At 53.5% G+C, this 17,766-nt stretch carries 11 protein-coding genes; 10 read left to right on the top strand and 1 reads right to left on the bottom strand.

All coding sequences use genetic code 11. The features are described from left to right. Positions 1-7 precede the first annotated feature (7 nt). On the bottom strand, positions 8-643 hold the full coding sequence (locus tag BLV87_RS08780; RefSeq protein WP_093067605.1) for an nSTAND3 domain-containing NTPase: 636 nt from the start codon (positions 641-643) through the stop codon (positions 8-10). 188 nt (positions 644-831) lie between these two features. Between BLV87_RS08780 and BLV87_RS19955 the strand changes: the two genes are divergently transcribed. From BLV87_RS19955 to BLV87_RS19330, 10 genes are all read left to right on the top strand, one after another. Continuing rightward, on the top strand, positions 832-960 hold the full coding sequence (locus tag BLV87_RS19955; RefSeq protein WP_281241313.1) for a hypothetical protein: 129 nt from the start codon (positions 832-834) through the stop codon (positions 958-960). 12 nt (positions 961-972) lie between these two features. Next, complete coding sequence (locus BLV87_RS08775; protein WP_093067602.1) at positions 973-1,197, top strand: hypothetical protein; 225 nt, start codon at positions 973-975, stop codon at positions 1,195-1,197. Continuing rightward, positions 1,197-1,586 carry a type II toxin-antitoxin system VapC family toxin gene (locus BLV87_RS08770; RefSeq protein WP_093067599.1) on the top strand — a complete coding sequence of 130 codons (390 nt, stop codon included), beginning with the start codon at positions 1,197-1,199 and terminating at the stop codon, positions 1,584-1,586. Before BLV87_RS08775 ends, BLV87_RS08770 begins: the two co-directional genes overlap by 1 nt. Before the next feature lie 90 nt (positions 1,587-1,676). Next, positions 1,677-4,496, top strand: coding sequence for an excinuclease ABC subunit UvrA (gene uvrA, locus BLV87_RS08765; RefSeq protein ID WP_093067596.1), 2,820 nt, complete (start codon positions 1,677-1,679; stop codon positions 4,494-4,496). 48 nt (positions 4,497-4,544) lie between these two features. Next, positions 4,545-4,811, top strand: a complete 267-nt coding sequence (locus tag BLV87_RS08760; RefSeq protein ID WP_093067593.1) for a hypothetical protein — start codon at positions 4,545-4,547, stop codon at positions 4,809-4,811. A gap of 82 nt (positions 4,812-4,893) precedes the next feature. After that, the gene (locus BLV87_RS08755; RefSeq protein WP_093067591.1) at positions 4,894-5,307 is read left to right on the top strand and encodes a hypothetical protein; all 414 of its coding nucleotides are present in this window, start codon (positions 4,894-4,896) and stop codon (positions 5,305-5,307) included. Positions 5,308-5,321: 14 nt separating this feature from the next. Next, complete coding sequence (locus BLV87_RS08750) at positions 5,322-9,971, top strand: non-ribosomal peptide synthetase (RefSeq protein WP_093067588.1); 4,650 nt, start codon at positions 5,322-5,324, stop codon at positions 9,969-9,971. Positions 9,972-9,973: 2 nt separating this feature from the next. Continuing rightward, complete coding sequence (locus BLV87_RS08745; protein WP_093067585.1) at positions 9,974-13,147, top strand: non-ribosomal peptide synthetase; 3,174 nt, start codon at positions 9,974-9,976, stop codon at positions 13,145-13,147. Further along, positions 13,144-17,481: a non-ribosomal peptide synthetase gene (locus BLV87_RS08740; protein WP_093067582.1), complete on the top strand. Its 4,338-nt coding sequence runs from the start codon at positions 13,144-13,146 to the stop codon at positions 17,479-17,481. The genes BLV87_RS08745 and BLV87_RS08740 overlap by 4 nt, the downstream gene beginning before the upstream one ends. 75 nt (positions 17,482-17,556) lie before the next feature. Beyond that, positions 17,557-17,715 carry a hypothetical protein gene (locus BLV87_RS19330; RefSeq protein WP_175517813.1) on the top strand — a complete coding sequence of 53 codons (159 nt, stop codon included), beginning with the start codon at positions 17,557-17,559 and terminating at the stop codon, positions 17,713-17,715. The last annotated feature ends 51 nt before the right edge of the window (positions 17,716-17,766 follow it).

Genomic DNA, 17,766 nt, shown 5'->3' with positions numbered 1-17,766 from the left:
GATGAAGTCAGAGTAAGTCGTAAGATGGATGAAACTGAACAGAGGCTATTTGTGAACTATTTTCTTCAGCTTGCGTTATTAATTTAGCCAATTCTTTTGCTAAGTATGTTTTTCCTGCTCCCGGCGCACCTGTTAAAATTAAATTCTTATTCTTGTCGAGTAATTCTAAAATCTGTAACTTGAAATTACTCATGGATACTTCCTCTTTGATCTTCTTGAATAGTAATGATTGATTGTCAATTTCTTCCATTTTTCTTATTGCATACGGTAGTTCAATTTCTTTTACAGTTCCATATTGCCCAGATCCCTCTTTTATATATTTAGAAACACCTTCATTACTTACTCCATTTCTTGGGTTTTTATTATCATGAAAAAACCATTCTTCAACATAAGAATAGAAGTCCCATCCATCTGAATCTTGTTTTTCAGAATCTTCTCTTCCTGTCGATAAGCCATAAGCAACTAATCTTCCATTATATTTTAAAAATAGTATATCTTTTGGCTTTATGGAATTAAAGACTCCTTTTTGTGCGGTGCCTCTGTGCATTATGTGTGCTTTATTATTAATGCAATTTTCTAGATTTTTATCACCAAAATCCTTATTTTCATCTCCAGCACTACAAATAAAAAAATTTCGGTTCATTTTTTAAAAATCCTATTGTCATGAAAAAATTAAAGTCATCATTATTCCTTTTCGTCGATCAATATACTGGATTGCTTGATTAAAAAGCAAGCAATATTGACCTTGTTCCTGATTAGAAAGAGTGTAATAGGCGTTACTTTCCCGAAACCTGCTAAACTTCGTCTTTTGTTCGGCACGAGCTTGCACTCATGGAAAAATTCATCCGCATTCGCGGCGCATGTACCCATAACCTGAAAAACATCGACCTCGACCTGCCGCGTGACAAGCTGACTGTGATTACGGGCTTGTCGAGTATGCTATTCTTGAAGCTCAAATAGAGGAAATCCGCCATGCACGCCATCGAGTTTGAAACAGATATTGAAAACGGGATGATCCGCATCCCTGACATCTACCGCAACTTGCACAAAGCTCATGCCAGAATCATTGTTTTGACCCATGAGACATCACCCACTACGCCCGCTGTGTTCAACCCTAGGGCTTTCTTCGGCGTGGGTCGACAACCCAAAGCGGCTATTGATGCCTACCTGAGAGAAGCACGCGAAGGTTGGCGGTAATGGCTTATCTATTTGATACCAATATCATTATCTATTACTTCAACGGTCTGACCGATGATGAGCGTATCCATGCGATTCTGGCGGACAGCTTCAATATTTCGATTATCACCAAAATCGAATTTCTGGGCTGGAGCGAATTTGCTGCTGACCCAAGGCAGCACGAGCAAGCAAGGGCATTCATCAGCAATGCCAAAGTGTTTGGCTTGAGCGATGAGATTGCCGAGAAAACCATTGCGCTACGCCAGCAATACAAAACCAAAACGCCGGATGCGATTATTGCAGCAACCGCTTTGGTGCATGGTTTGAGCGTTGCCACGAATAATACGGATGATTTCAAGCGTTTAGGCGTGGAAACATTCGCAGTGGCAGTCAAGCAGAAACCGGAATGAAATGTGCGGGTAGAAGCATAAAATAGGGAAATCTCCCTTTCTGCCAAAACCTGCTAAACTTCGCTTTTTGTTCGGCACGAGCTTGCACTCATGGAAAAATTCATCCGCATTCGCGGCGCACGCACCCATAACCTGAAAAACATCGACCTTGACCTGCCGCGTGACAAGCTGATTGTGATCACGGGCTTGTCGGGTTCGGGCAAGTCGTCGCTGGCGTTCGACACGATTTTTGCGGAAGGGCAGCGGCGTTACGTTGAGTCGCTGTCCGCCTACGCCCGCCAGTTTTTGTCGATGATGGAAAAGCCGGACATTGACCATATCGAAGGGCTTTCTCCGGCGATTTCCATTGAGCAGAAAACCACCTCGCACAACCCGCGTTCCACCGTCGGCACGATCACCGAGATTTACGACTACCTGCGCCTGCTGTATGCGCGTGCCGGTGTGCCGCGTTGCCCGACGCATCACGTTGATTTACAAGTGCAAACTGTCAGCCAGATGGTCGATCAGGTGTTGAGTTTGCCCGAAGGCAGCAAGCTGATGTTGCTGGCCCCGGTGGTGCGCGAACGCAAGGGCGAGCATGTGCAATTGTTTGATTCGTTGCGGGCGCAAGGCTATTTGCGGGCGCGAGTGAATGGCGTGGTCTACGAACTGGACGTGCCGCCGACGCTTGAATTGCGCAAGAAACACACCATCGAAGTGGTGATTGACCGTTTCAAAGTGCGCGACGACATGCAATTGCGCCTCGCCGAATCGTTTGAAACCGCGCTGAAACTCGCCAACGGACTGGCAACAGTGGCGTGGATGGAGGGTGATGGCGACGACATAATTTTTTCCGCCAACTACGCCTGCCCGCATTGCGGTTGGTCGCTGACCGAACTCGAACCGCGCTTGTTCTCGTTCAACGCACCCGCTGGCGCGTGCCAGACCTGCGACGGCTTGGGCGTGGAACAGTTTTTCGACCCGCAGCGGGTGGTCGCAAATCCGCACCTGAGTCTCGCAGGTGGGGCCGTGCGCGGCTGGGATCGGCGCAATGCCTACTACTTCCAGATGCTGACTTCGCTTTCCGACTACTACGGCTTCGATGTGGAACAGGCGTGGGAAGATTTGCCCGAAGCAGTGCAAAAACTGATCCTGCAAGGCAGTGGCCTGAAGGAAATCGAATTCACCTACATCGGCCAGAAAGGGCAGGTATACAAGCGTGCCCACCCGTTTGAAGGCGTATTGAACAACCTCAAACGCCGTTACCGCGAAACCGATTCGAGTGCGGTGCGCGAAGAATTGGCGAAATACCTCGCCAGCCGTGCCTGCCCGGATTGCGGTGGAACCCGCCTCAACGAACAGGCGCGGAACGTGTTCATCGCAGGGCGCAACCTGCCTGCGATTACGCATTTGCCGATTGGCGAAAGCCATGCGTTTTTCCGCAGCCTGAATTTGCCGGGGACGCAGGGGCAAATTGCCGACAAGATTTTGCGCGAAATTGCCTTGCGCCTGGAATTTTTGGTCAACGTCGGGCTGGATTATTTGACCCTGAGCCGTAGCGCAGAAACGCTCTCCGGCGGCGAAGCACAACGTATCCGCCTTGCCTCGCAGATTGGCGCGGGGCTGGTCGGGGTGATGTACGTGCTGGATGAGCCGTCCATCGGTTTGCACCAGCGCGACAACGAACGCTTGCTGAAAACGCTGTTCCGCCTGCGTGACCTTGGCAATACCGTGATCGTGGTCGAGCATGACGAAGACGCGATCCGTTCCGCCGATCATGTGCTGGATATTGGTCCCGGTGCGGGTGTGCATGGTGGTTACATTATTGCGCAAGGCACACCCGAAGAAGTGTTTGCCACGCCGGATTCGGTGACGGGGCAATTCATGTCCGGGCGGCGCAAAATCACCATGCCCGCGCAACGCACCCCGTTCAACCCCGAACGCACCATCAAACTGATCGGCGCGACCGGCAATAACCTCAATGACGTATCGCTGGAAATTCCGCTGGGGCTGCTGACCTGCATTACGGGCGTGTCGGGGTCGGGCAAATCGACGCTGATCAACCGCACGCTGTACCCATTTCTGGCGCGGCATCTGCACGACAGTAGCGTGGAAGTTGCCCCAGTGCGCGAAGTGCTGGGCGTGGAGCAAATCGACAAAATCATCGACATCGACCAAAGCCCGATTGGGCGCACCCCGCGTTCCAACCCCGCCACCTACACGGGCGTGTTTACCGCGATTCGCGATATGTTTGCGGCGACGCAAGAAGCACGTTCACGCGGCTATTTACCGGGGCGGTTTTCGTTCAACGTCAAGGGAGGACGCTGCGAAGCGTGTTCCGGTGATGGCTTGATCAAGGTGGAGATGCACTTTTTGCCGGATGTGTACGTGACCTGCGAAGTGTGCGACGGCAAGCGTTACAACCGCGAAACCCTCGACATCCGCTACAAAGGCAAGAACATCAGCGAAGTGCTGGCGATGACGGTGGAAGATGCCTGTGAATTCTTCGCCGCCGTGCCGTCGATCCACACCAAACTGCAAACGCTGATGGACGTGGGGCTGTCGTACATCACGCTGGGGCAAAATGCGACTACGCTTTCGGGCGGCGAAGCGCAGCGGGTTAAGTTGGCGAAAGAATTGTCCAAACGCGGCACGGGCAAGACGATTTACATTCTGGATGAACCGACCACGGGTCTGCATTTCCACGACGTTGACCAATTGCTGCAAGTGCTGCATCGCTTGCGCGATGGCGGCAATACTGTGGTAGTGATTGAGCATAATCTGGATGTGATCAAGACGGCGGATTGGGTGGTGGATTTGGGGCCGGAAGGTGGGAGTCGTGGCGGGCATATTATTGCGGTGGGTACGCCGGAGCAGGTGGCGGAAACTGAGGGTTCGTTTACGGGAGAGTTTCTCAAGCGGATGTTGTGATGCAGTATCAATCATGAAAGAAAGCTGTTTTCGGGTGCAGGTGGTGGCATGGATGTCGGTTTCAAACGGGCAGGTTTCGAGGTCATTGCCGCGAATGAAATCAAGGGCAAGAACATCAGCGAAGTGCTGGCGATATGCGGCACGTACAAGACGATTTATATTCTGGATGAGCCGACTACGGGGTTGTATTTCCACGACGTTGACCAGTTGCTGCAAGTGGTGCAGCACTTGCGTGATGGCGGAAATACCGTGGTGGTGGTTGAGCATAATCTGGATATGATTAAGATGGTGGGTACTCTGGCAGAGAAATGTTAAGAAATGTTGCATTCCCTTCAGCCGACCTTCAGTTTGATGGTAAATTCGCGTGGGTTAATTTTTAACATACGGGAACGTTTCCATGCATATTCTTATTGCTGTCGTGGCACTGGCATCACTGGTCGGTTTGGTGGTTTGGTCGATGAGCCAACCTAAAGAAAAACTGCAAGCAGTTTGGACAGAGTTGTCCGCGCCTTTTTCTTCCAAACACAAAGACTTGGCAACTCCCTTCCATGCTTGGGTGGAAACCTCTGCATTGATGGCAAAGGAGCAGGCATTACAGGCATGGCTGCTGGGCTTGCCTGCCGAAGGTTTGCAAGCATTGGCAGAAAAAGTCGCCGAATTCTGCGTAGAAATGGATGTGGAATTGGATTGGCTATTCGATGCAGAAGCTGACGTAGATCCCAATGCCAAAGTAGCTGCCGAAGAAATGGTGATTGATTACTGCAAGATTTGTCTGAAAGCGGTGCAGAATCAACAAGTCGGTCATGAGTAACGCCGAGGGTATTTATGACGACTCCGACATTTCCTCTGAGTTCAGCGCAACGTGAAATCTGGTTTGACCAGATGTTGCATCCTGATATGCCGCTCTACAATGTAGGTGGTTATCTACATATTCCGGGTGTCGTCAATGTTGATTTGTTTGCACAAGCGGTACAACTGCTAGTACAAAAACATGATGCCTTAAGGACAGTATTGCTCGAAACAAGTGATGAAGATGGCTTGCCTTTGCAGACATTCGCACCGCTGCTATTGGCAGTGGATGTGGGATTCAAGGATTTCGCATCAGCACAAAAGTCGTTTAGTGAGGCGGTTGTCTGGATGCAAGCGCGTTTGGAAGAACCCTTTGCATTGACCCAGCCGCCACTGTTCCGTTGTGATCTACTTAAGTTGGCAGATGATGATTATTACTGTCTGCTCCAATACCACCATTTGATAACAGATGGCTGGGGTTTAGCGTTGGTAGCGCGTTCGCTGGCAGACATTTACTCGGCTTTGGTAGCTGGTACTGCCCCAGTATTGGATAGTCCCTCCTATGCCGAATTTATTCGTAATGATCGCAGTTATGTGGAATCTCCCGCTTTCCAGCGTGACTGTGATTTCTGGTTGGCACAGTATCCGTCTGCTCCCGATCATTTATTGGCTAGGAATGGTGCAAGCCGTTCTAGTGATTCCAGCGTTTCAGGCATAGGTGTTAGTACCTGTCAGGAACTCATGATGTCGCGCACCCTCTACCAACGCCTGGAGTGTGTGGCTCAGCAATATCAGGCAACGGTTTTCCAGGTGCTGCTAGGGGTGTTGTACGTTTATTTTGCCCGTACCTCCCAACAATCCACGTTTGCCGTGGGGTTGCCTGTTCTCAATCGGGCAAATGCCAAATTCAAGCAAACGGCAGGCTTATTTGTTGGGGTCAGTCCGGTATTGCTGCGCAGCGATATGAACGCCAGTTTTGCTGAGCTATTGCAGATCATCAATACCACCCTGAAAGCGGTTTATCGTCATCAACGCTTTCCACTCAGTGAGATTCAGCGTTTGGTCAGTACCCAGCCTGATGCGGGTACATTGTTTGAGGTGAACCTTTCGTTTCAGAAGCTGGATTATGACCTGAGTTTTGCGGGTATTCCGGCAAGAAAAACCTTGCTTTGGTCACGTTGGGAACAAAGCCCATTGGTGGTGCATGTACAAGATTTTCTGGGGCACGAGAGCGTCAAACTGGATTTTGTGTACAACCACGCTTACTTCAATGCGGGTGACATTGCTAGGTTGCAAATCAGCTTTATGACCTTGCTGGAAGCGGTGGTAGAGCAGGCAACGATACCTTTGCGAGACTTACCGATCATGTCGCATGATGATCGACAACAACTCGCGCAATGGAGTGGTCAAGATGCCGAATGGGTCGATGCAGCGGATTGCTTGATCAGTCAACAGTTTGCGGCACAAACGGAACGAATCCCCAACGCTGTTGCGGTGGTAGATGCCGCTACAGGTCAACAACTGACCTACCGCGAACTCAATACCCGTGCCAACCAGTTAGCCCATTACCTGCGCACCCAAGGCATTGGCGCTGACATGCCGGTGGGTTTGTGTGTGGAACGTTCCGCCGACATGCTGGTGGGGTTGCTGGGTATTCTCAAAGCCGGAGCGGTGTATTTGCCGATAGACCCGACATACCCCGCCGAGCGTATCCATTTCATGCTGGAGCAGGCACAGGTCAGACTGGTATTGAGCCAGCAGGCGGTGCTGGAGCGGGTATTCACCCCTCAGGTATTGCCTGCGGATACTGCCCTGTTTGCGCTGGATAGCCAGTGGTTTGCCTTGCTGCAACAGCCGCTTGATAATCCTCCGTTGGCAAGCGCCGCCGAGCAATTAGCTTACCTCATCTATACCTCCGGCTCGACCGGACAACCCAAAGGGGTGATGGTGGAACAGGGCGCACTGGCAAGCCATACCCGCACCATGCAGCAACAGTTTGGTTTGGGGGCAAATGACCGGGTATTGCAGTTTGCGTCCATGAGCTTTGACGTAGCACTGGAGCAAATCCTGCCTGCCCTGATCAGCGGGGCGCGGGTCGTAATTGCCCAACCGCATTGGTCGCTGGATGAATTCACCACACACCTGCAAGCACAGCAAGTCACGGTCTGTGATTTACCCCCAACTTATCTGCATCAGGTCTTGGCGCATTGGCAAACGCAACAGTGGCAAGCCTTGCCTGCCAGTTTGCGTCTGATGATTGTGGGCAATGATGTTGTACCGCCGGAAACCGTGGCGTTGTGGCGTGAGATAGGGCGCGGGATTCGCCTGCTGAATGCCTATGGCCCGACGGAAGCCACCATTACTGCCACTTGCCATGAGCTTGATGCTAAAGCGATTTCCACGGGCAAAGTGCCAATTGGTCGCCCCTTACCCGGCAAGACGGCTTATGTATTGGATACCGCCTTGCAACCCTTGCCCATCGGTGTGCCGGGTGAATTGTATCTGGGCGGCAGTGGTGTAGCACGCGGCTACTGGCAACGTGATGATCTCACCGCCGAACGCTTCCTTGCCCATCCATTCGGGGCAGGGCGTTTGTACCGCACGGGCGATCTGGCACGCTGGTTGCCGGATGGCACACTGGAATTCATCGGGCGCGTCGATCATCAAGTCAAACTGCGTGGTTTCCGTATTGAACTGGGCGAAATCGAAACGGTGTTGAACCAACATCCAGACGTACATGAAGCGGCTGTTATTGTGCGTGAAGACCAACCGGGGCAGAAACGTTTAGTTGCTTATTGGACTGCCAAACCGTCTGCGGATGTCAGTAGCGCCGACATTATGCAACACCTGCAAGCCGCTTTGCCTGCCTACATGGTTCCGGCGGTGTGCGTACTGCTGGAGGTAATGCCACAGACCGCCAATGGCAAAATCAACCGCAAAGCCTTGCCTGTTCCCGCCGAAGCAGAAGCGGCTAACGACACCCAATATGCCGCGCCTACCCAGCCTGTCGAACAGCAATTGGCGGACATCTGGGCGAGTGTCTTGGGGCGTGAGAGCGTCGGTATCCACGATAATTTCTTTGGGCTGGGTGGGGATTCCATCCTCAGTTTGCAAGTGGTGTCACGGGCGCGGCAACAAGGTTTGTTATTCCAACCCAAGCAATTATTCCAGTACCAAACCATTGCGAAACTGGCAAGCGTGGTTGAACAGCTCGCCAGTACCACCCCCCTGAATACCCAAGGTCAGGTCAGTGGCAAGGTAGAACTCACCCCTGTGCAACACTGGTTCTTCGACCAGGATTTTGCCGAAGCACACCACCACAATCTTGCATTTCGTGCCGAAGTTGACGCAGGGCTTGCCCCGGAAACGTTTACCCACGCTTGGCAGCAGGTGACATTACACCACGATGCCTTGCGCAGCCGGTTTGTACAGCAAGACGGGCAATGGCAACAACGCTGTACCGCCGAAGTGGGTGAACTGACGCTGGCAGTCATCGACTTAGCAGGTTTACCGCCGGAAGAACAGCAAGCGCGTTGGGAACAGGAATGCTGTCGCCTGCAAGCCAGCCTGAATCTGGCAACGGGTGAATTGCAACGCATGGTTTTGTTCCGTTTGGGTGCACAGCAACCCGCCCGTCTGTTCTGGTGCATTCATCATCTGGTGGTAGATGGGGTGTCATGGCGTGTATTGCTGGAAGATTTGCAGACCGCTTGTAGCCAGTTGCAGCAAGGGCAAGCCGTTAAGTTGCCCGCCAAAACCACTGCTTTTCAAACATGGGCAGCGTGGCTGGTGCAGGATGCCGTTCCCTACGTGCAAGCGGAACGGGCGCATTGGCAAGAAGTGTGTGCCAACCCGACTGCGACCTTATCCGCCGATTACCCCGCCAATATCACGGCGAATACAGTAGCTTCGCAAGCGCATATCGTCAGGCAACTATCCGTTGCCGATACCCGTAGCCTGTTGCAAGACGCCCATCAGGCATACCACACCCAAGTTAATGACCTGCTGCTGACGGCGTTATTGCAGGCTTACCAGCAACGTACCGGGCAAAGCCGTTTGCGTCTTGATCTGGAAGGGCATGGGCGCGAAGTGCTGGATACTCCGGCGGGTGGCGTAGCCGTTCCCGCGTTTGACTTGTCGCGCACGGTGGGGTGGTTCACCAGCATTTACCCAGTCGCCTTGACGCTGCAAGGCAATGATACGGCGAATGCCATCAAAGCGGTCAAGGAACAGTTGCGTGCTATCCCTAATCGGGGCATGGGCTACGGCATCCTGCGCTATCTGGGTAAGGCAGACGAATTGGCAGGGCAAGCCGAGCTGTGTTTCAACTATCTGGGGCAATTCGATACCAGTGCCGCCGACACTGCGGTGCTGCGCCACGCCATGTTGGATATGGCGACACAGCCGCACAGCCCGCAACAGCAACGCCCTTACGCATTGGAAATCAACTGTTTGGTGGTGGATGGGCAGTTACAAGTTGACTGCGCCTACAGCACAGCCTTGCATAAACCTGCCACCGTGGAAGCGTTCGCGGGTGCCTTCATGACTGCTTTACAAGCCGTGCTGGCGCATTGCCGTGACCCGCAAGCAGGCGGTTATACCAGCAGTGACTTTGCCCAAGCCAAACTCAAACAAAACCAATTAGATCAATTGTTGAACCGCATCAAGGTCAACAAAAGGAAGTGACCATGCAGGACAATCTGGAAAACATCTACGAACTGACCCCGTTGCAGCAAGGCTTGCTGATCGAAACCCTGAGCAAGCCGGACAGTGATGCGTACACCATCCAGTTTATCCTCACGTTGGATGCGGCAATGCTGGATGAAACCGCTTTCCACCAAGCGTGGCAGACGGTGCTGGATCGTCATGCGGTGTTGCGGTCTGCTTTTTATTGGCAAGACCTCGATAAGCCGGTGCAGGTCGCCTTACTGGATGTGGAATTGCCGTGGAAGGTGCTGGATTGGCGGCATAATGAAGCACTTGAGGCGGAATGGGGGCAGTGGCAGGTTGCCGATTTGCAGCAGCCGTTCGCGCTGGATGATGCGCCGCTGTTCCGTTGTACCCTGATCCGGGTGAATGTCGAAACCACCCGGTTTGTTTGGACAATACATCACCTGATCAACGATGGGTGGAGTTACCCCATCCTGTTGAATGAAGTGTTGGCGTTTTATCAGGCGGCTACCGCAGGGCAAACGCTATCATTGCCTTTGCCGCGCCCGTTTGTGGATTACATCGACTGGTTGCAACAACAGGATATGGCGCAAGCGGAACGTTTCTGGCGTGGGCAATTGGAAGGTTTCACTACCACCACGCCTTTGGGAGCAAGCAAGCCCACACCGACCGGGCAAGCCGATTACCAGACGCAACACCTGTTGTTATCACCTGAACAGACCGCAGCCTTACGTGCGTTTGCCCAACAACATCGCCTCACCCTGAATACGCTGCTGCAAGGTGTGTGGGCAATTGTGCTGGCACGTTACAGCAACACCGATGACGTGCTGTTTGGCGGCATTGTGTCCGGGCGACCCGCGACACTCGCTGGGGTGGAAAGCATGGTGGGCATGTTCACCAATACCTTGCCAGTGCGGGTCAAGGTCGATGCCAATACCCGCCTGCTGCCGTGGTTGCAAACCTTGCAACAGCAGCAGGTGGAACAGGAACAGTATGCCCATTGTTCGCTGGTGGATATTCAGGGTTGGAGTGAAGTGCCACGCGGTTCGCCGCTGTTTGAAAGCATTTTTGCCTATGAAAATTACCCGCTGGATGCGCGTTGGGAACAACTGGGGCTGATCCGTGACATGCAGGCCATAGAGCGCGTGCCGTATCCACTCAGTTTCGTGGCAATGTTGCGCGGGGTGATGGAACTGCATGTACATTACGATGCTACCCGCTTTGCGCCTGTCCTGATCACACGGCTGTTGGGGCATGTGCAAACCTTGCTGGCAAATATGGTGGCAAAGCCAGACACACTGTTATGCGCTGTGCCGATGCTGACGGCTGTTGAAGCGCAGGATGTGTTGGTAAACCTGAATTCAACCACCGTGCCTCACCCTGCCGATGTGTGCATCCACGAACTGTTTGAGGCACAGGTAGCCCGTAACCCCGATGCCATTGCGCTGGAATTTGCGGATACCTGTTTGAGTTACCGGGAGTTGAATGCCCAAGCCAACCAGTTGGCGGTGTGGTTGCGGGAGCAGGGTGTACAGCCGGATAGGCCAGTAGCCTTGTGTTTTCCTCGTTCGCCGCAACTGGTGGTGAGTGTGTTGGGTATCCTCAAAGCAGGCGGGGCGTGTTTGCCGCTTGACCCCAGTTACCCGGCGGAACGTTTACAGTATATGCTGGAAAATGCGCAAGCCCGTTTGTTGCTGACCACACCCGAATTGCAGGCGCAATTGCCACTCACTGCGAATCTGCAAACATTTACCGCATGGGAAACGTTGTCCGGTTTACCAGTGGGTAACCTGCCTTGCCAAACCCAAGCGCAGCATTTGGCGTATTGCCTGTACACCTCCGGTTCGACCGGGCAGCCCAAAGGGGTTGCCATGCCTCATCGTGCCATGGTCAACCTGACCTTGTGGCAACAGGCGGATATCCGTTTGGGGCAGGCGGCACGTACCCTGCAATTTTCGCCGATCAGCTTTGATGTGTCGTTTCAGGAAATTTTCACCACGCTGTGTGGCGGCGGCACGTTAGTGTTGATTGCCGAAAACCTGCGGCGTGATGCGGCGGCATTGCTGCGGTTTGTCGATACTGCAAAAGTGGAACGCCTGTTTCTGCCGTTTGTAGCCTTGCAGCAACTGGCAGACGTGGCAATGGGCTGGATGCCGCCGAGCTTGCGCGATGTAATTACTGCTGGGGAGCAATTACGCCTGACGGATGCCTTGAACGTCTGGTTTAGGAATGGTGATTGCGCCCTGCACAACCATTACGGCCCGACTGAAACGCATGTGGTGACGGCGTATACATTGCAAGGTGATGCATCCCAGTGGCCGGTATTGCCGCCGATTGGCAGACCGATTGCCAATACCCGCCTGTATTTGCTGGGTCGGCATGGGCAATCCGTGCCACGCGGCATTCCGGGGGAATTGTCTGTGGCGGGTGACTGTCTGGCGCAGGGTTATCTCAATCGCCCGGAACTGACAGCGGAACGTTTCCTGCCCAATCCGTTTGGAGATGGTTTGCTGTACCGCACCGGCGATCTGGCGTATTGGCGTGAAGATGGCAATGTGGAATTTTTGGGGCGTGCTGACAACCAGCTCAAGATTCGCGGTTTCCGCATTGAACCGGGTGAAATCGAAGCGGTACTGAACCAGCATCCTGCTGTGCAGGACGGCGCGGTGGTGGTGCATGAAGCCAAACCGGGCGATAAACGGCTGGTGGCTTACTGCGTACCAACAACGGATACGCCAGATTTGGCAGTGCAAGTGCAGCATTTCTTGCAGGAAAAACTACCGGATTACATGGTTCCTGCCGCTGTGATGGTGCTGGCGGCTTTCCCGCTGACCCCCAGTGGCAAGCTCGACCGCAAAGCATTGCCTGTCCCGGCTTGGGGAACAAATGTCAGTGTACAAGCTCTGCCGTCTACTCCAACCGAACAGCAGCTTGCCGACATTTGGCAGGAAGTGCTGGGGCTGGAAGCCGTGGGTGTCCATGACAGTTTCTTTGCCTTGGGTGGGCATTCGTTGTTGGCAACGCAGGTGATTTCGCGGGTCAGTCAGGCATTCGGGCTGGATGTGCCATTCCATTACCTGTTTGAACACCCGACTATCGCAGGGCTGGCGGTACAGGTGGAACACTTGCTGCGCAACCAGTCATTGCTGGCGGATGAGGATGATACTGAGGAGGAGTTGGAATTGCTATGAAAACGATTCAGGCATTGCTGGATGAAGTCCAAGCCTTGGGTATCAAGTTTCGCTTGGAAGGTGACAAGCTCGGTGTCAAAGCCGCCAAAGGCGTGTTGACCGATGCCTTGCGCGGTGAATTGTCTGCCCGCAAAGCCGAGATCATGGCGTATTTGCAGCAGTTACAAGCCCCAGCCCCAGCAGCAGCGGCAAGCATCCCGCTGGTAACACGCAACCAGCCTTTGCCGCTATCGTTTTCCCAGCAACGCTTGTGGTTGCTGCACCAGTTGGCAGACCAGAAACAGGTGTACAACATCCCCTGTATCTGGCGTTTGCAGGGCGAACTCGTTATCGCTGCACTGGAAACCAGTATCAACCAGATCGTGGCGCGGCATGAAAACCTGCGCACCGTGTTTGTAGAGCAAGATGGCACGTTGCGGCAAAGCATCCTGCCCGTCGTGCATGTACCGTTGCAGGTGTTGGCAAGCAGTAGCCGCGAACTGGCGCAAGCGCAGGTGCAAAACCTGATTGATACGCCATTCCGTCTTGAGCGTGCGCCATTATTGCAGGCGCATTTGTTGTATCTGCCCGCGCAGGAATACCTGTTGGTGTTGAACCTGCATCACATCATTGCCGACGGCTGGTCACTGGATGTGTTGGTGACGGAACTGGCAAGCCTGTACAGAGCTGCCGTGCAGGGAAGCGTGGCGGAATTACCTGCCTTACCGATTCAGTACGCCGATTTTGCCCATTGGCAGCGTCAGGCGATGCAACGCGGGGAATACACCCGTCCGCTCGAATACTGGCAGCAACAACTTATCGACATTCCGGCGCTATTGAATTTGCCGACGGATCGCCCACGCCCGCCCCTGCAAAGCAATCAGGGCGCGGTACACGATGCGGTGTTACCGCCAGATTTGCTGGCAAAGCTGAAAACACTGGCGATGCAAACCGATACCACCCTGTTTATGGTGTTGCAGGCAGCGTTTGCGGTATTGCTGGGGCGTTATGCGGGACAGGATGATGTGTTGCTGGGTTCGCCGATTGCCAACCGCAACCGTCTGGAAACCGAAGGGCTGATCGGCTGTTTCATCAATACGCTGGTGTTGCGTACCCGCTTGGAGGGCAATCCTAGCTTTACGGCGTTGCTGGCACAGGTGCGCAAGACCACGCTGGACGCTTACCAGCATCAGGATTTGCCGTTCGATGTGCTGGTCGAAACCCTGCACCCGGAACGTACCACCAGCCATTCACCGCTGTTTCAGGTAATGCTGGTGTTGCAGAATACCCGTGCTGAAAGCCTGCAACTGCCCGGTTTGCAAGCTACGTTACAAGCTGCACCTAGCGATGTGTCTGCGTTTGACCTAACCCTTTCTTTGCAGGAAAGCCCCGAAGGGTTGATCGGCTCGTGGGAATATGCCACTGCCTTGTTTGATGCCGACACCATTACCCGCATGGCGGCGCATTGGCAGGTATTACTGGCAGGGGTCGTGGCTAATCCACGTTTGCCTGTCGCACAACTGCCCTTGCTGACGGCTGCGGAACAACAGCAATTGCTGGTGGACTGGAATGCTACAGCGAGTACTTATCCGAGTGATATGTGTTTGCACGAATTGTTTGCCCAGCAAGCTGCCCAAACCCCGGATGCACCCGCCGTCCTCTGTGCTGGGCAACAGCTCAGTTATCGGGAACTGAATGCCCAGGCCAATGCTCTGGCATTCAGTTTGCTGCAACAGGGCGTACAGCCGGATGACCTGATCGGCATCTGTGTCGAGCGTTCGCTGGAAACCAGTGTTGCGGTACTGGGTGTATTGAAAGCCGGAGCTGCCTATGTGCCGCTTGACCCCCATTACCCGCCAGAACGACTCAGCTATATGCTGGAACATGCCAAGGTCAAGGTATTACTGACGCAAAGCCCGTTGGCACCGCGTTTTACCTCATACAGTGGTTTGCAAGTGCTGTGTCTGGATCAGCTTGGGCTGGCAGCGACTTCGCTGGATTGCCCTGAACCGTATACCGCCGTGCGCCCGGAACATCTGGCGTATGTGATTTATACCTCCGGCTCAACCGGCCTACCCAAAGGGGTGATGATTCCGCAACGCGCTTTGCTCAACCGCGCCTTGGGTTTGGCGGATAGTTATGTTCTGAGTGCCGCTGATCGCGTCTTGCAATTTGCGGCTTTCAGCTTCGATGTGGCAGGGGAAGAGCTGTTTCCGACGTGGTTACGCGGTGGCTGTGTGGTGGTTGCACCGCAGGATTGCACCCATTCCGTCGCCGAGTTGGTGAAGTTCGTTACTCAGCAACACATCAGTGTGCTGAACCTACCCGCCCCTTACTGGCATGAATGGGTAGCGCAATTGGCAACCCACAACGTGCCGGACAGTGTGCGTCTGGTGATTGCAGGCAGTGATAAGGTACTGAAAACCCGCTTGCAACGCTGGCAACAGAATACCCAAGGGCGTGTGCCGGTGTATTGCGGTTATGGCCCAACCGAAGCCACCATTACCGCAACGTTGTATACGGGGCAAGATACGCAGCGTGGGCTGACCGATAGTGTGTTGATCGGGCGACCGTTGCCGGATACGCAAGCCTATATTCTTGACCGTCACCAGCAGCCCGTTCCTGTCGGTGTACCAGGGGAATTGTATCTCGGTGGTGTGGCACTGGCGCGTGGCTATTTGCACCGTGACGATTTGAGTGCCGAAAAGTTTATTGCTAACCCGTTCCAGCCGGGTGCGGATAGCCGTTTGTACCAAACCGGTGATCTGGCGCGTTACCTGCCCGATGGCAATATCGAATTTTTGGGGCGGATGGATGCGCAGGTGAAAATTCGCGGTTTCCGCATTGAGCTGGGCGAAATTACTGCGGTATTGCAGCAGCATGTAGCCGTGCGTGAAGCGGTAGTGTTGGCAAAAACGGCCGCTAACGGTCATGCCTATCTGGTGGCGTATGTAGTAGCAGGGCAGGCAGCCGAAGTGATTGCGCATCCAACCTTTGCGGATACGGTCAGTGTGGCTGACCCGTCTGCGTTGCAACAGGTATTGCGTGAATTCGCCCGCCAGCATTTGCCTGATTACATGATACCGACCGCATTTGTATTGCTGGATGCCATGCCGTTAGCACCGAGTGGCAAGCTGGATGTACGTGCTTTGCCAGAGCCGGATCTGCAAACCGGGCATGGGTATGTTGCCCCGCGTACTGCGACCGAACAGGTGGTGGCAGGTATTTGGCAGACGTTGTTGGAAGTCGCTAGTGTCGGGGTACAGGATAATTTCTTTGAGTTAGGTGGGCATTCGCTGCTAATTACGCATTTGCTGCATCAGGTGGCGCAAGCTTTTCAGGTGGATTTGCCGGTGCGCAGCTTGTTTGATTTCCCCACGCTGAGCGCATTTGCTGAACACATTGACCATGCCCGTCAAGGTTTGCCGGGAACGGTAAAAGCGGTGGATTTCCACGCCGAGGTAAGGCTGGACGATGACATTGTGCCGCCTACGGCTGATTTCAACGTGGAGCGCGAAACCTGGCAAGCGGTATTCTTGACCGGCGCAACCGGCTTTGTGGGGGCATTTTTACTGCACGAATTGCTGCACCAAACACAAGCGGACATACATTGTTTGGTGCGTGCCAGTGACACCACGCAAGGTTTAGAGCGCTTGCAGACGACACTCACCGCACACGGTTTGTGGCAGGAAACGTACCGCAGCCGTTTGATTACCGTATTGGGGGATTTGGGTTTGCCGCGTTTTGGTTTGAATGTCGCCGCTTTTGATGCCTTGGCGCAGCAGGTTGACGTGATCTACCACAATGGCGCGTGGGTGAATCATGTCTACCCGTATTCGGTGCTGAAAGCCGCAAACGTGGGTGGCACACAGGAAGCCTTGCGTTTGGCGTGCCGTATTCGTACCAAACCTTTGCATTTTATCTCCAGCTTGTCGGTGTTTGCGGCGGAAGTGACCGAGATGTATGAGGATGCGGATCTCGGTTCACCCGAATTGCTGGAAAATGGTTATGTGGAAACCAAATGGGTGGCAGATAAAATCGTCAGCCTTGCCGGGCAGCGGGGCTTACCTGTGACCATTCACCGGGTCAGTGGGGTAGCGGGGATGCTGGCAAATGGCGGCTTTACCTTGGTCAAAGACAATTTTTATCGTTCTATATTAACCGCCGTGCAATTGGGGATAGGGCTGGATAGCCCGTTGGGTGAGGATAACTTTGTACCAGCGGATTATGCCTGCCGTGCGATTGTGTATTTGTCCAGCCAACGCCATTTGCAGGGTACAACCTTCCACGTGGGTAATCCGCAGAATACCCTATACGCATCAACTTTAAGCCCTCCATTCCCTAACTTGCTGTAATCTCATCCAATTATTAGGTTTTTTCCTCCGTTTGTTTTGTCGGCAAGCGGTTGAAGAAGCGAAGAGTTTTGCCAGTTGCTTGAGGCATTTTATCAAGCTGCGTCGCTCAGCGATGCAGGCGGCAAGATGGGAAGCCTGTTCCTGAATGGCTTGAACACCTTTGGTGAGGCTGCGCTGGGGTATTTCCCACAATCCGGTGAGCATGATCCAGTGTTGGATGAGGATAATCAGTAATTTGACGTAGATTTCACACAAAATTCGCCATACGTTGGCACTTCTGGAAAC

The sequence above is a fragment of the Thiothrix caldifontis genome, from assembly GCF_900107695.1.
Lineage (GTDB): Bacteria > Pseudomonadota > Gammaproteobacteria > Thiotrichales > Thiotrichaceae > Thiothrix > Thiothrix caldifontis.
Note: the sequence above shows the minus strand (reverse complement) of the source record. Positions and strands in the feature narration are given on the sequence as shown.